The following is a 17220-nucleotide window of genomic DNA, read 5'->3' as shown; positions in this document are numbered from 1 at the left end:
TAGACACAGGATATGCGTTAACAAAGGATTTATTTTCATATCTTTGTTTTGTTAAGTAAATACTAATTTTTTGAACACAAATGGGTTTGCTTTTCGCTAAATCGGTAGATACGCCAATATCTGCCGATTTTTTTTTAATTCTTCATGGACTCATACATATTATTTTTTAAGGTTAATAATTATTTTACTTACTCAGCACTATTTGATTCAGGTCATCATCTTTGTTGATTTTAAACTTATGTATCCGCTGGATTAACCGCAATATCTCCATAACACCATCCCTCTGACGGAATTTCCCGACATATTCGTAATCTAATATATCTTTATCCTTCACTATGATCTTTACATCATAGTACAATTCAAGTTTCTTTATAATACTTGCCAGCTTCTGTCTTTTGAAGGTGTAAATACCTTCGCGCCATAACAGATCATCCGGGTCCATGGTAGACAGTTTAAATTGTTTTCCTTCCTGTATCAGATATTGTTCCGGAGAAAGTTCTACCCCTTCTGTTTCGGAAGAGGGAAAGTAAGCTTTTACTTTTCCTTCCTGAAGATAAACACTGGTATAATCACTTTCCGGATAACTAAACACGTTGAACTGGGTACCTAAAGCTTTAACATCTATCGTCCGGGTAGAAACGATGAAAGGTACTTTTTCATTCTTAGCAACACTAAAAAAACCTTCCCCCGACAAAAAGACTTTCCGTTCCTTTTCAAAGAAAGAAGGATAAGATAATTTGGAACCGGCATTCAACCAAACTTTCGTTCCATCGGGCAACGTAAGCTCTGCACGTTGACCGGAAGGAACCACTAACTCCTGCTGAAAAGCTATCAACTCTTGTTTCTCCGTGACATTGCCGGAGAAATAGTAAGACGCCAGCATCCATGCAGACACAAAAGCGATCGCTATTATTGCTGCATACCGGCTAAACGAAATCAGCCACACTTTTCTCCTTTGAGAATCTACAAGTCTTTTAAAATTGCCATATCCCTCGTGTCCTTGCAGGGAATCGGCTTTTTCCGGAGCCAACTCCAACAGGCTATGCACATGTTGATAATCTATTATTTGAGATTTAAGTACGGGATCATTATAGGCTTCTTTTAAAAGTCGGTCCTGTTCTTGCTTCGATAATATTCCCTGACAATATTTTATGATTCTTTCGTCCATTATTCACTGTTCTTTATATAGTAAACGAACAGAAAAAATAATCCCCCTAAAGAAATCGGATTATTTTTCAGTTTTTCTCAATTTTCCCAGGAAGACAAAATAAACAACAATAGAGGTAAATGGTTTTTCAATTCTTCCCTTAACTTTTTATAGGCTATAGTCATCTGTGTTTCAATAGTTTTGACAGATACATTCAGTTCTTCTGCTATCTCTTTCTGTTTTTTCCCTTCCAGCTTGCTTAATATAAATATTTCGCGGCATCGTTCGGGAAGTGCGTTAAGTGCTTTTTCTATTATATCCTTTATATTATCCTCCGAAAGTCCATCCACATCGAACGCTTCCAAAGAATCAAACTTCATACGGAAGGACAGATCAAAATCCTCCTGCATTTTCGTGGCTGCTTCCTGTTCCAGTAATTTACGCCGCAGATAGTCTATACATCTGTTCTTTACAGAGGTAAACAAATAGGCTATTACGTTTATATGGAAATCCAAAGTATCTCTCTTTTGATAGAAATCAAGAAAAACATCCTGTGTAATGTTTTCCGCTTCCTCATCAGAAAGGACATAGTCGCGTGCAAAATGTTTGACACGTGAATACCATGTTATATAAAAGTTCTCGAAGTCCATCAATCTTAATATCTCACAACAACTTCCTTATTTTAAACAAAATTAAACAAAAACATCGGATATGCAATATACCTCCTATTCTTTAACAAAGAAATAATGAAACTCTACATAAGCGAACCTGACATCGAATAACGATTTTCTCATTCATCTCATAATAAACGGATATCCTATAGATAAGTCATACATCCAATCCGGATAGCCACAATTCGGAAAACGAATCATTTTTACTCCCTTCACATCTACAAAGGCCAAAAACGTATAATTCAGAGAAGGATCATACAAATGCAGTACATTTCCGTGTTTTTCCCATTTCCCTTCTGAAAGTAAGCAAAGAGGACTCTCACTGAAAAAAAGAATTCTATAATGAAAATCAAGCTCCAAAAATAACGAAATAGTTCCATTTTTATAGACACCCAATTGCAAAGGCACGGGATCTGTTTGTTTATTCTTCAATAAATCCAGTTCCCTCCTTTGTCTTTTCACGGCTTCTTCCTCAAAATCAATCATATTCTCATCCGAATCATAAGTATATTCATCCTTGAAAAAATACTCATTTTTCATAAAACAAAAGCCTTTCTTCACCAATAAATTGGAATACTTCACTTCTTTCAATACAAGCTCAGCTCCACTTGAGATATCCTCTAAATAATAAAACTTTCCTCTTTTGTAAAAAGTGCCATAAGACGGAAACATTCCAAAAACAATATCATCCGACTCCCAAATACTAATATCAATATAATAGCGATTCTCCTGTAACAAATATAAGCTACAAGAAATTGGTATCGGCATGTTATTCCATTTCGATTTCGCATCCCGCCATGTGTTGTCATTCCCAAATGAGTACGATTGAGGATATGTCATATTATCCGAACTTAACACAATCAAAAATTATATCCTACCGAGACTAACATCAATAGATTTTTAGGAGCATAGTCTTTTAGTTCAGTCATATTCTCCAACTCGGAAAGTCCGCTAACTCCATCATGTACTTTGACCAGTCCCAACTGTCCTTCCAATCCAACTACAATTCTCCGGTACTCATAGGCAATTCCCAGTCCAACTCCGGCATCAAAGCGTTTGCATCCCATATTCCCATCGGTCATATTACCAAAGGTATTGAGTTTATATTCTTTATGAACGTTATGAAATCCTGTAGTACCCGGAATCGGTAACCATACATCGATCGATGTTTTGCCTCCTACTCCATAAGCCATATAAGGTCCTCCCGAAATAACCAGGTTAGATGTTTTCGTAAGATGCAGCCGGGCTGACAACATAACAGGCAATTCAAGATAAAGCATATTCACCGTAGCCTTTCCCAAATCTTTTCCATCTTCTTTAGATCCCTTTGAAACAAAATTCAAAGAAGGTTGTAACGCCCAGGTTTTATTAAAACCATATTCCATTCCAACGCCCACCTTATAAGCGAATTTAGCATTTTCCTCCGTGTTCTTACCCCACATGCTCGCAATTCCTGCACCAGCCTTTACCCGGAAAGAGACCGGAGATTGAGCATATGCTTTAGCACTCAGAAAAATAAAAACAATACATATTCTTAAAACATATTTCATATTCTGTCCAAACTAATCATTGCAACTCATTCTTTACATAATTCTTTATCAACCGGCGTGAATGTACATCCGGTTATCCCGCTATTATTGTTTTTCGTAATCTATCAGAAATGAAAACGTATTCCAGCATCCAGATGCAAACGAAATATTCCCGAATGTTCTCCATCCTTATAGTCTATATTATCCTGTTTAGGAAGAGAACTGCCAATATACCCTAAATTCGCTCCGATTCCTATATGATCAGACAAATAATATTCTGCTCCGATCAGGAAGTTATACCCAAATCCCGATAGCGATTCACTAACTCCTTTCGCCGATTCACGATATTTAAAATAACCGATGCCGAACTTTTCTTCTATTCCCCAACGACCCACTTTTTGTTTCATCACGAACTGAGGAGCAATATAAGCAAGCCCTACATTCACATCCACATGGGAATAACTGTAAGATGACTTATATCCCGAATACATCAGACCAGCGCCAAAACCACTCCTTGACACCCAATCATAACCGACTTGCCAATCCATCCCTTTCTTGGGATGACCCGACGCTCCGTTGGGAAGATAAAATTTATTCGTCATAAAGGCATAACCGATATTGACATAGATCGTACTATGATAAAACGAACTTTTAGAAACACCTGCATTATTATCACGACCAGAAGTCGTAACTACCGGAGCAATTTCAGTTTCCAGATTGGTCGCATCACCTATCCACAACATATTGCCTGCTATTTGGTGGCAACTGCTTCCTAAAAGAGAAGGCTCCCGATGATCGGTCAGGGCTAACGCATTTCCTCCGTTTTTGGAGGTTGTCTGTTTTGCCAGTGCAACAACCTGGTCATAATTACATTTGGTTGAAGCTCCACTATCCACCACCTTTACAGTTCCTATCAACTCTGCCGATTCCGGCACGGTTTGTCCCACTCCATATAAATGAACCTCCTCTGCCGCAGCACGAGGAGAGTAACTTCTTTCGATATGGGTTATTACTTTCGGAGCGCAACTACCTAAACAGATAGGTAGAAGTAAAATCAATAATAAGTTTGCTATTTTCATTTTTTTCGTTTTTTATATTTCTATCTTACACACTCTTATACAAAGAATTACCACATAGTAAAAGGATACATTTGATCTTTTTGAGGAAAAAGATAGATCCCGTTTATTATATTATTGCCTGGATAAGGAATTTTTATTCCTACAAATTTATTTTTTTATATTCATTCCCTTCTTCCACAAAGGAGTATATCCACTCCTCGTTCAGTTCATTTGGAAAATCAATCGCAATCAACTTTTTATCCACGCTCGTCAACATTGTAAACGAATAATTAAGAAATGGATCTCTTAATTTTAAAATACCATTTCTGGTTGACCATTTTCCTTCTGAAATTACAATCAAATACTCTTGAAATCTATATGCAATTGTATATGAACCATTTTCTTCAAGAGACACATGAACATTCCCATTCATATATTCCCCAAACCTAAATTTTAGTTTATCAGGTAACTGTTTATCTCTTACTGATTGAACATCTTTCTTCTTTTTATCATTCTCAACATCGATATCAAACCAAGAAAAATCATCACTATCAGCTTTGTCTTCATAAGTAAGACATTTCTTTTGCATAAATGAAAAGCCCTTTTTTATATTGAAATTAGCAGACTTATCCTTTTCCAAGACTATTTCAGCATTGGTTGGAATATCTTTCAAATAATACAAATTTCCCTCTTTTCGGACATACCCATAAAAGGGAAACATATTAAAAACGATATCATCTGATATCAAAGATAATTTCATAGTATATTTATTGTCCAATAGATACAACCGACAATCCATATACTCCTGAGTCCAATGGTTCAAGAATTTACTTTCACCCAAAACATATCTTTGTGCAAATAAAGGATTTGCACAAAACATAAATAGTATGACAAATATATATTTCATTATCTAAACCTATAAATATAGGGAATTTCATAACTACCAGGGTGCCAAAAAAAACGTCGACTAATAGCGTTTTGCATCCACTGAAATGCCTTTACTGGTTGAGATGCTCTCAAATAAATATTTGCCGAATATCGATAAGCAACACTTTCAGAAGAAGCTCTCACAAAAGCTTGAGCAAAAGTATATTGGTGGTAAGCATGAATCAGCTCATGTCCAGCTACAGCCCTAAAATCAGCTACATCCAATGCATTTGCGTATTTTGGTGAAATATGTATTTTAGAACTACGCCCTGTTGAGGATAAATCTGCATATCCAGCAACTTCGTGTCCGTTTTTTAGGTTTACATATGATTCTTTTGTCGTCATACCATATCTTTCTCCTGTTCGTGTTGTTATTTTTTCTATGCCAAAATCACCCTCTTTTACACTATACTCTCCTTGAATTCTAGTTCTCAAGTTTTCATCATTCAATTCAGCAGTAAAACTGTCATTATAATTATCTCCCATTGATTTATAATCTGTCTTTTCTATTGAATTTCCTATTACAAACTCAGAGGTTGTTCTTCCATCCCAAAAAGAATATCCTTTAGCCATATCCGTAAACCCACGTATCAAACCACCAGATACACCACTGAAAGCAGCACTCAACGCACCTCCTACAAATCCAGCTTTCAACCCAGCGCCAAAACCAGCACCTGATAACCAAGCATTCCCGGAACAACCAACAAAACCTCCACCAAATCCACCAGCCAAACCTGATAGACTTCCATGAATAAAACCGCCCGCTGTTATCGACCCAGCCACAGCTCCACCAGCCCATGCACCAGCCGCACCTGAAGCTGCACCGACAAACAGACCTTTAAACATATCACCTGCCAATCCCCAGCCACTTTTATCACTGGACACCATAGCACTTCCCATGCCAATCCATCCACCAATAATCGCAGCTACGAGGATGAAACTTTCACCATTCGGATCAGTATACGACAACGGATTATTCAACGCATACGAATATCCATTATAAGACTGCGTAAAATCCGGCACCTGAACAATAGGATCCGGGCTTAAGAAACGTCCCAATACCGGATCATACAAACGGGCATTCATATTAATCAGACCGAACATCTCCAAATGCTCATGGCCAGTAAAGCCACGATCAAACTTCATCTCCGGCAGATTCATATAATTATCCCAGTCAGAGACATCACGCCTGCGCCCCCAAGCATTAAAATTCAAACGTTGCACCTCAACACCTGATGCATTAGTTATCAACCAGGGAGAACCCAAATGGTCATTATGATAATAATACATACCAGCATCGGAGGTTCCCTCCGTATAAACGGCAGCTATTTCTCCTCCGGCATAAATATAGTAATTTTTACGAGTTGTTGAGCCTTTTTGTATTTCTTCATAGGGACCAGAATAGTATTTAGTAAATACTGTCGCATTATTATCTATATACTGACTTTTTATACGACTATTCTCGCCATTATAGATTATCGTATATTTTTTGTCGGATTCTTTTATTTCTATAGGAAGACGCACACTGTTATATTTAACCGACAAATTGGTATTCGTCAATCCCATACTCTTACTGGGAGACACATTCCTGACTGCATGAGGATGATTTGCTTCATATTCATACGTCCCGGCATCCCATTTATAGGAAATATTACCATTCGCTTCATATTCAACTCCATCAATCAACCTATTCATATTATCATAGGTGAAATTATCTTCCTGTGATTTTATCAAATCTTTTCTGTTTCTGATATTTCCACGCGAATCGTTATTCAGGTAACCTATGTTTAATAAGGCTGTAGTCCCTTTTAAGGCACGAATCGATGTAGGTACACCTATCGTATTATAAGTATAACTACCCTGCATACCATTTCCTAAATTTACAGACAAAATCTGCCCTTTTGCATTTTCCTCACTTTTTTGCCAAACTGTCGTAGTACTCGGTTGCCAGATTATTTTATAAAGGTCACCGTTGATATATTCATATTTTATTGACTTCGAGTTTGGGTAAGTCAGCGTTTCCAGTTGTCCTTTGGTATTATAACTGTACGAAAATTGGAAAGATTTGTTATCTACCGTTTCTGTCTTCGATTTCAATCGTCCATAATCACCATACGTGTATGCTGTTTTACTACCACCATACACCACTGAACCAACCTGTCCTTTATATTTCGAATCATAAGTATAGGAAAATGATTCCTCTTTCCCCCTTTTATAAGTCTTTAGCAAGCCATTATTATCATATGCATATTCTTCTGTTTCACCTCTGGCATCCGTCTGCATCTTTAAATTACCCCATCCGTCATATGCATAAGAAATTGTTCCGGCGTTCGGATCTTTCAATTCGGTACGGCGCCCTAATAAATCATAACTGATAGTAGAAAAAATAGAACCACAGGCCACTTTCACCGGATCACCCGACGGACCATAAGTATAAGTAATCTTACCGCCCGGATCCGTTACAGACTTTAACTTCCCGCCTGTATCAGTTTCCCGGACAGTCGTATACCCCTTAGTTCCATCATTGATTGTTGTCTGATTTCCCGAATAACTATATGTTATTGTTCCCAAAGGAGTCACTAATTTACTTATTCTGCCATAATTATCATATTGACTGGTATGATATTGAATTGCAGACGAAGTGCTTCCCGAAAAATAGGGTTCAGACGTTTTTATAGCACGCCCCAAAGCATCATACTCCGTCATTGAAAAAACCTCTTTGTTTGAGAAATTTTTGTGGCTGGATTGAATCTCACGCCCTAAAGCATCATACCAGTTTTTGATAACCTGACCGTCACCTGCCGCTTCAGTTCGAAGAATTACAGATTTTGAAGGATTACCATTCGTCCATGTCCAACTCGTTAAAACATTATTTCCTGACGAAGAACTGGACGTCTGCGTCTTGATTTTTCCGAAACCATCATAAGTGTAAGTCGACTTATCACCGTTTATATCCGTATGAGAAGACATCAAGCCTGAGACTGGTTCATAAATAAAGGACTCGACTTGTCCTAATACATCAGTATGAGTATTAACAAAACGCCCATTTACATACGTATAAGATTCCATACGGGAAGTATTACCTACCGTTTTAGTTTTTGTCGCTACATTCCCATATTCATCATATGTATAAGTGACCACCGATTTATAAGCTGGCTGATTAGGTTCAACCGTTTGCGTATGCAACAACCCGGTTGTACTGTAATAACTATAATCGACCGTATTTGTTTGTGAACTGCTATTAACCGTACTGACACTCACACTTCTTGTTAATAATCCTATAAGCCAGGCTGCTGTATTATTACTATATGTATTCGTTACTTTTTGTACATCTCCATTACCATACGTTGCAGTCTGAGTCAACAAATTCCCATAATCGTCATAAGAATAATTTGTTGTTACAGTTTGAATAACCTTATTTGCAGTCGGTTCATAAGTTTGTTCCGTTACAGATGTTGGTTGATATACAAATGATCCGTATGCATTTGAAGGCTTCGTTAAAGTATTTGTATAGTTTGTTTGTGTCAATTTTCGGTTCGTCGGCGTGTAGATTTTTTCTATACTTTTAACAGCCGCTTGATAATAAGTATCTGAAAAACTCTGTGTAATCGTCGTTTTAACAGAAGTACTTAAATCACTCATTATTGTCTTTGTAAACCCCAGAAAGCCACGTCCCCGTTTAAATACTTTTGCATTCTCATAAGTATATGCAATACTGTTCGTCCCTCCGATACCATTACTTATACTAACATTCGAAACCAATTTGAAGGGAGCAGTAAAAGATAAGCTATCATATCCGGAAACTGTTGCACTCCCTCCTACAGGCGATGTTTTTGTATATATGGAAGTATCCGGCATTTTTTTATAGGAAATAGACGTCACATTCCCATGAGAATCTGTTGCTGATTTTAATAAATTAGAAAACTCGGCATTCGGCATATACAATTGATACCCCTTCCATGAATTAGGCGCAGACGTTACTAAAAAGCCTAATTTTCCATCGCCTCTGGTATCCAACGGGAAAAAGTTCCATTTATCAGACCCGTATGTACTCACGCTGGAATATTCCTTAAAATTACGCCCGTTATCATATCCTATAAAACATTTGAGAGCACTTAAATTTTCCGAAGATTTATCAACGGCAAAAAAGTCATCATTTCCATCACCATTCAAGTCACAGACATAAATATCTTTAGAATAAGTATTAAATTTCTTGGGAAAAGAATAACTTTTAAATCCGGAACCGGTAGATAACAAGGTTTGCCATTCACTCCATTCTATATCGTTCCAACCTGTCAGCAATAAATCGATTTTTCTGTCTCCATTAAAATCACCAAAACTTATTTTATGCTTTTTATTCGGAAATGTTCCGGTCCGGCTTCTATGTAATGAACCGGCTCCGTTATTCTCCATATAGTCGTAACCATCGTCACGAAAATTAATCACTTCAGCCAAACCATCTCCATTAAAATCCCATACTTCCACCTGATCCCAATTCATATCTGAAAGGATAGTACCCGTTTTAATTGTATTAAACGCAGTCAATGTCCCGCCAGAATAGCCGGACATACAGATTTTATAATCCACAGAACCATTCTTTTCCTTATAATACACAAACAAGTCCATAGCACCATCTCCATTAAAGTCCGCTACCCGAACTCCATGAGGACGTGATTCAGTTGTAATAGCAGGCACCGGCCCTGCTGTAAATCCATTACCGGTGCCATAATAAACAAAATAATTGTAGTAAGTGACAGATGCCCTATTCTCAGATGTCTGATTTATTAACGTGTCTACCGATGAAGCTGAAGCCGGATCGTCCCCATCAAGAGATTTTGCTACAGTCTCCCGGCACGCCAGAAAATCTGTAATACCATCTCCATTGTAATCACCGGGAACCGGCTCCTTATATCTTTCAGGAAGAGTTCCACTCCCCGAATAAGTGAGCTTATTTCCATCTGTATTCGCTAAAAACAATCTCCAGCCTGTCCAATCAGCATCTTCCATCGGCGTTGCTAAAAGATCAGTTCTACCGTCACCATTATAATCACCCAAAGATATATAGGCTTTGTTAATGTAGTTCATGGCACTCGACGATTGATCGTATACAACCTGTTTATGCTTAAAATCAGTATTTTTATACCAATTGAATACTACTGGTTTTAGAGTTTCATTATTCTGACCGGTAACTGTTATTTTTGACAAAAGATAAGTAAAATCATTTCCGTCATAATTATAAGTCATGGTATATCTACGATAAAGCTCTGCTCCATAATAAATTCCGATTTCACTTAATAGTTTAGTTTCCTCAAATTCACTTCCTGCTATATAGTTCAAGTTAACATCATAATTTCGACTCGTATAAGCAAACTTCACGGAACAATAAGGAGCACGGTTTGTATTTCCCATATAGCCTGTATAATCAATCTGCTTTAAACGGATTTCTCCGTTGTCATCATTTTTTTCGTATGTATACGTATAATAATTTCCTATACGATCTTTCACTTTATTGAGCATCCAGAATGCCACCTGGTCTTTATGAGATCCCTGAGCATATAATTTAGAATCAGATGTATTACCGTATTCCATAATCAAACCTTCTTTTGTCTTTACCTCAAAATAGGCTGAAGAAGTATTCGGTGATACGATTTTTATTTGAGAGTAGGGATTCATTTCCGTTCGGTATTGATTCGTCGACGCATTATACATCAAACGATTACCGTCCAACATATATTTATCTGTATTATCGAACTTTATATCACTGATATAACCATTATGAAAAACAGTTGTATTGGCACGCGTGATAGAAGATATAGCCGACAATGAAAAACCCTTTCCCATAACACCATCTCCAGAAAAGCTGTTATAGACAATAGAAATGTCCGGTTTCAATCCAGCCGTTCCAGGAGGTAGATCAACCGGTATATTATATGTCGCATTTCCAACCGGGCCAATATCGAATGAACCGGATAAGTTAGATGTATTCTGAGCTAACCCTTCCAAAGAGACAAAGATTAGTAATATATATAAAACGTATTTAGCCATATTATATGTCGAAATAATTAAAGGTTTGAATCCACTACATTTACTTGTCGCATAATCCGATTTCCAGAATCATCATAAAAAAACTCAAAAATTAGTCGAGTCGGCTCTGCTTTTATATTCAACGTCCCTCCCAAATTTGTTTCAAACAGTCCATTTAACGTTACATATCCTGGAGCTATAAGAGTTAAATTACCACTATTCGTTACCGTTACATTCCGTACAGCAAGAGTATCACATCCTAAAACCGAGACAACAGAAGCTACAGTCTTGTTTTCATACAAATTAACACATGAAGAAGCATAAGTAACTGAAGAACGATCAATCTGTTCAACTCTCAAACTATCTTGTTCAGTTTTATATATACTATCCTTCGATTCTTCTTCTCCTTCTTTTAAGTCTCTGGCAAATACAATATCCACAAAACAAAATAAGAAGAAGGCCGACATACATAATTTCGCATATGTCGTAAATGCATATTTTATTTTCATAGGAAAATCAATTAACAAATTTCTTCAACGTATCCGCTTTTTGTCCATCTACATACAAGGCATAGACAAACGTTCCGTAACCAATTTCGGTAGGGTTAATTTCTACAACGTCATTGGCAACAGTCAGAGTAATTTTCTTTACCATCCTTCCGGAGATATCGAAGACCTGTAAATATGCATTACTAAAAGTAGACGGCAATATATAAGAAACAGATGCCCCGGTTCCATTATATAATTTTGCACCTTCTATCACATTTGGATTGCCAGTTGATGTTGAACGCAATGTCGATTTTGTTTCAACAGACAGTAAACTTTTCAACATCTCTATCTCATTTTGTTGTTCCTGAATAGTAAGTCGCATTTCGTTGATACTTTCAACTAATAAAGGAATAAAGCCTATATAATCAATAGATTTTACACCATCTTCATCCGTCTTAACCAATTCCGGCAGAATTTTTTCTACATCCTGAGCCAAAAAACCGATTCTCTTACGACCAGCCTCTTCTGCATCCTTGCGGTCAATTGCATCTTGAAGTAGTTTGTCTCTGTTTGCTTTCTCGATGGCGGCTGCATCCATCGATGTTTGCATATCTGATGCATTATCTTGCATGCTTTGTTCCTCAGTAAACTTCGATTTATCCGGCTCACGATATTTTTTCATTTCGGAAAGCTTATAATTATAAGTTACACCACTTACATGAGACAAAAGATCCAGTGGATTTTGAAGCGATTGAACATTTTCTTTCAACCGGGCATCGGAAGTTATATCGACTCCGTTCACACGTAGATTCGTATTAAATACAAAATTGCTGTTGGAAGACGGATTATAATAACCGATCACATTACTTGCCTGGCCGCCTCTGGTCAAATAAATTCCGTTTTTACCATGTAACCATAATTGGTCGGTATCCCCCGTTCCGTATTCCCCTATAAAAACATTCCAGCCATTACTTGGAAATTTCCCAAAATCACCAAAGGTTAACTTCGATCCTGAACGCATGTCGCCATGAGGTCCGAATACCTGCATTGTTGTTACATTCAGTTCATCTTCACCTTCCAACCTCAATGTTCCTACTTGTACACGGCCATTCTGCAATAATCTCAATTGAGCATTTGAATTAAAACACAAAACGGTTATTAAAACAGTTAATAAGTAAATTTTCTTTTTCATATCAATCCAGTTATTTATGTTACTTGTCATTTATAAAACAAAATACAGATAGTCTATCACTCAACAGCAAACATTCCGGATAACTCTTCTCCTTCAATATTTCTCAAATTAAGAGTATAACTCCCTTTTTTAAGTCCACTCAAATCAACAAATGATACAGTACTTTCAGAAACAGATACGATTTCCGAATACACAATCGAATCCCATTCATCACTAATTATAATTTCTATTTTTCCCAATTCAGACAAATAAGAAATCATCAAAGTCTTATTTTCCTGATAGACTTCAACAGGTTGGGATACACTTCGTTTTGTCGGAGTAGATAATCGTCCTTTCAAATAGACTTTGGTAGAACTCATTATTTTAGAAGACAATTCATTATTAGCAGAAGAAGATGCTATAGTTTGCACAGATGGTTTTAATAAACATACTGCCACAATAAAAATACCGAATAGTGTTTTAGTTAGTTTCATACATTCACTCTTTTAATTAAATTAAAAAACCAGGAGTAAAAGTATCTATTTTTAACTATCCTTATTCAGGGATATAACTTTTCACACACAAAAAGCAAGATAGAATAATGATATTCAAGAATATAATAAATATCAGATATAACTTTTTCTTTCTAATAGTATAGGTTTATCAAAGCAATTTGTCATCCAGGAAGTCACGCAAATTGGCAAAAGAAGGAATGGCAAGACCTTTACGTATAGCTGAACGTTTTGTATTAATCGTATTTATACTTAAGTTTAAGACAATCGCTATTTCTTCTGTTGAAAAGCCTGAATAAGTCAAACATAGAATACGAAAATCTACTTCCTTTAACTGCGGATATAATGCTTTCAATTTGATAAAAAAACCATTATGCAATTCATTCATTACATCATATAAAATATCCCAATTCAAAGTATCTTGACCATAGACTATATCATTAAATTTCTTTATCCAAAATTCATCCTTATGAGATTGTTTTTTATTTATATAAATCTCCAAACTGGATACTTTCTTTAAAACTTTAAAATGTTTAAGTAAATAGGAAACAAATGTTTTCTCTTTTTCATCATATTTTTTCGCCAAACTATTCAATTGCGATACTTTATCTTCTAATTCCAGCATTACATTTTCACGTCTTCGATACTCTCTTGATAAAAATATTATCGAAAGAACAATACAGAAAACTAACACTAATAATCCAATAAACGTATAGCTTCTTTCCAGTCTTAAGCGAGTATTATGTAAATGCATTTTTTCATAATCATATTTTTTCTGAAGCTCCAACAATCTCTTATCCGAATTGATCGTAATTATCTGCAAAAGATTCTCGGCATACATTTCATTATATTCCAACGCCTCCGGATAATTCCCCAACATTTCTTCTCTCTCTGAAAGAGCCTGAAACAAATTTGCTTTTACATATATATCTTTTATGCTGTCTTTTTTCTGTAACAAATGGTTCATATAGAAATTTACAGAATCTATCTGATGATTTTCTACATATAAATCTAACAACGAGAGATATATTTTTATTTGATCGTCTTGATTGGGAGCATGTTCCAATGCTTCTTTCAAAAGTTGATTTGCTTTTGCCAAGTCTCCTTTCCGGGCATATAATATTCCTAAGTTCTGCCGGATATTGGACTGTTCATGGCATAAATTCCCTTCATCTACCAAATGCAGACACTTCATATAATAATGTAAAGCACTATCCGGTTGTTCTAAATATTGGAAACAATCTCCGATTTGCATGTAGGAAACTGCCGCATTATTCAAATTCCCGGTCAATCTGTCTAAAGCTGCTGATTCACGAAAATAACGTATTGCTCCTTCACTGTCAAATTGATCCAGTAGAATGACTCCGATCGCACTCAAAATCAACCCTCTCAAATTATTATCATCACCTTTTCCCGCATACTTGTCAGCTTCCAGAAAATACCTCATCGCATTCTCTCCATCACCACACTCTTTGTAATAACAACCACAATAATACGATGCCAAAGCCAGGTTGGGGTTATCCTTCTTTTCCAAATAATAATCACGTACAGAAAGAATAACCGAATCAGATGTTATATCCTGATAAGATTTATATTCCGCCTGAATTTTCAGTAAAATATAACGGTTATACTCTTTCTCACTCAATTTTTCAGGATAAGCAATTGAATTCAATACCAATAAAGCACTATCAGGATCAGTATTCAAAAGAGATTCTGATTCGGATAATATCATTTCATTCCTTCCATTTGCGCAAGAAATACACAAAAGGATCTGAATGAATAAAATAGATAATACATATATCCTCGTCCCTATATTATCCATATTTTACTTTTAGCACAATTATCCTATTCCACTTTCCATTCATCGATCTCTTAAATCACCAACATATAAAATCGGATTATCATCAAACTCACCGCCCAGTTCCTCTGCAGGAAATGCCAATACGATCTTACGCGGATTAAACGAAGAGATAAGAGGGAAAAGATCCGTCAACTTATCCTTTACATATTTCTTATCAATCGGCGTGAATGTACATCCGGTTATTTCGCTTACTTCTTTTAAATGATGGTCATAAAGGTAATATCTATATTCATCCGGAATCATTTCAAGGAGTTGCCCCTCCTCATCAGTCGCCTTCAACACATATTCAACTCTTGACAGCACACAGTTATCTCCGGAAGAAAACAGGGAATTAAAAAACACCTGATTTTCCCGGATATCTTTAGTATTGACATCGTCCGCATGCCTATTGCCTTTTGAAAATACAAGCATGGGCAGATGTGTTGTTACACTGTAAACTGTATCTTCATATAATCCCTGATAGAATATATCGTCATTCAAAAAGAACATATTGATCGGTGACTGAACAAAGGGGCCATCGGGTTCCTCTATCCTTAAAGAAGCCGGATCAAGTATATTGCCTTTCAAATCCTGTGTATAACACGACTGACTTCTATTTCCTACATACGGGAAACAGGTTATAACATCATGATGGAACACAAATGATTTTAACATTTTCCCGATAGCAATCGGGATGGTTCCAATGGCCCCATCTTTTAATGAGATAGAATGTATATTCTCTGTATCAAATATATCCAGATAATATAGCATCTGATTTTCTTCATCAATCGTACAGTCTGATAAATAGTTAAGTTCACCCGGTCCGTTGCCGCCCTGAGCAATATTCTTTATGAACTTACCGTCATAATCAAACATCATGATCCTATTGGGCGAATAAACAATGATATACTCTTTACATGGATAGAAATGAGCAGACTTATCCACTAAACAAAACGAATCTGTCTCCAGAACCACTTTTTTCCATGAACCGACATAATCATCCAGATCTACACTCTTTTGCGGAAAATTTCCGGAAGAGAAATCGACCGTATATATAGTCCCTTTTTCCTTATTACAGGATAGCAGTGACATCAATGCTATTATACTATAAACAAAAATATGGTTTTTCATAATTCAGTCCTTTCATTCGTTATTCGCCAGCAAATACATCACCTTATTCCGATAACCAACTTTTGCCAATACCCCTTCTTCCACAAACCGTTGCAGATCGAGTGTCGCCCGGTAACGGCTACAGCCAAATGCTTCTGCATAAGTACGGGGAGTGACGCTTTCCCAATCTTCCATATATTTTACCAACTCATTTCTCCGTGTCTCCCAATCCCCCGGTTTCTTTTTTACTTTTACATATTCCAGATCGATCGCACGTAACTTCTCACGCAAAGAGGTCGAACAACGATAATTGATCCCATCAACATAAACCATATTCCTGTTTTCATTCTTTTTATTCAAAACAGTTTTCAACGATGGTGAGAAATAGCCCAGATCATCCAGTTCCACATGGCAACCGTCTTCCAATGCCAGTTCAATCACCCAGGCAAATGAGTCAAGGACACTTTTCACTTCGGCAGACGATACGGCAGAACGTTCGCTTATCAGCCTACATACTTTCTCCAAGTTATAAGTTCCCCGGCTGATTGCACGGGCATGTGTTAATCTTGCACCAGCGCGCCCGTTTGGCTTTGGCGTTGAATAAACTTTAAATTTTATTGCCATGGCATTATTTTTAGATTACATACTAATTCTATCTATATGCCATACTTTTTCGAATTAGTACGTGTCCTGTCCTGAAATAAGTTGACAGTCTTGAAAAAAAATAAGTTTCAAAAAGGACT

General features: G+C 36.6%; 13 protein-coding genes. All 13 read right to left on the bottom strand.

The features are described 5' to 3' along the window. Positions 1-184: 184 nt before the first annotated feature. Entirely contained in the window at positions 185-1168 is a 984-nt protein-coding gene (locus DWX23_RS21035) for a FecR family protein (protein ID WP_122375918.1), read from the bottom strand. 77 nt (positions 1169-1245) lie between these two features. Further along, positions 1246-1797, bottom strand: coding sequence for an RNA polymerase sigma-70 factor (locus DWX23_RS21030; RefSeq protein ID WP_122375917.1), 552 nt, complete (start codon positions 1795-1797; stop codon positions 1246-1248). Between the two features lie 144 nt (positions 1798-1941). Next, a complete protein-coding gene (locus tag DWX23_RS21025; RefSeq protein WP_147382558.1) occupies positions 1942-2586 on the bottom strand; it encodes a hypothetical protein in 645 nt (214 codons plus the stop codon). Positions 2587-2678: 92 nt separating this feature from the next. Continuing rightward, positions 2679-3368 (bottom strand): porin family protein, encoded by a 690-nt coding sequence (locus DWX23_RS21020; RefSeq protein WP_122355570.1) that lies wholly within the window; start codon positions 3366-3368, stop codon positions 2679-2681. A gap of 104 nt (positions 3369-3472) precedes the next feature. Continuing rightward, a complete protein-coding gene (locus tag DWX23_RS21015; RefSeq protein ID WP_122355572.1) occupies positions 3473-4426 on the bottom strand; it encodes an outer membrane beta-barrel protein in 954 nt (317 codons plus the stop codon). A gap of 139 nt (positions 4427-4565) precedes the next feature. Continuing rightward, a complete protein-coding gene (locus DWX23_RS21010) occupies positions 4566-5165 on the bottom strand; it encodes a hypothetical protein (RefSeq protein ID WP_158607110.1) in 600 nt (199 codons plus the stop codon). Positions 5166-5311: 146 nt separating this feature from the next. Next, on the bottom strand, positions 5312-11377 hold the full coding sequence (locus DWX23_RS21005; protein ID WP_122375912.1) for an FG-GAP-like repeat-containing protein: 6066 nt from the start codon (positions 11375-11377) through the stop codon (positions 5312-5314). 17 nt (positions 11378-11394) lie between these two features. Further along, positions 11395-11865: a hypothetical protein gene (locus DWX23_RS21000; protein ID WP_122375910.1), complete on the bottom strand. Its 471-nt coding sequence runs from the start codon at positions 11863-11865 to the stop codon at positions 11395-11397. A 7-nt stretch (positions 11866-11872) separates the two neighbouring features. Further along, complete coding sequence (locus DWX23_RS20995; protein WP_122375909.1) at positions 11873-13036, bottom strand: tail fiber domain-containing protein; 1164 nt, start codon at positions 13034-13036, stop codon at positions 11873-11875. A 56-nt stretch (positions 13037-13092) separates the two neighbouring features. After that, positions 13093-13509 carry a DUF3244 domain-containing protein gene (locus tag DWX23_RS20990; RefSeq protein WP_122375908.1) on the bottom strand — a complete coding sequence of 139 codons (417 nt, stop codon included), beginning with the start codon at positions 13507-13509 and terminating at the stop codon, positions 13093-13095. A 169-nt stretch (positions 13510-13678) separates the two neighbouring features. Continuing rightward, on the bottom strand, positions 13679-15259 hold the full coding sequence (locus DWX23_RS20985) for a tetratricopeptide repeat protein (protein ID WP_158607109.1): 1581 nt from the start codon (positions 15257-15259) through the stop codon (positions 13679-13681). A 129-nt stretch (positions 15260-15388) separates the two neighbouring features. Then, positions 15389-16498: a 6-bladed beta-propeller gene (locus DWX23_RS20980; RefSeq protein WP_122375906.1), complete on the bottom strand. Its 1110-nt coding sequence runs from the start codon at positions 16496-16498 to the stop codon at positions 15389-15391. Positions 16499-16510: 12 nt separating this feature from the next. After that, positions 16511-17101 carry an HU family DNA-binding protein gene (locus DWX23_RS20975; protein WP_122375905.1) on the bottom strand — a complete coding sequence of 197 codons (591 nt, stop codon included), beginning with the start codon at positions 17099-17101 and terminating at the stop codon, positions 16511-16513. Positions 17102-17220 lie beyond the last annotated feature (119 nt).

The sequence above is a fragment of the Parabacteroides sp. AF18-52 genome (assembly GCF_003479145.1).
Classification (GTDB): domain Bacteria; phylum Bacteroidota; class Bacteroidia; order Bacteroidales; family Tannerellaceae; genus Parabacteroides; species Parabacteroides faecis.
Note: the sequence above shows the minus strand (reverse complement) of the source record. Positions and strands in the feature narration are given on the sequence as shown.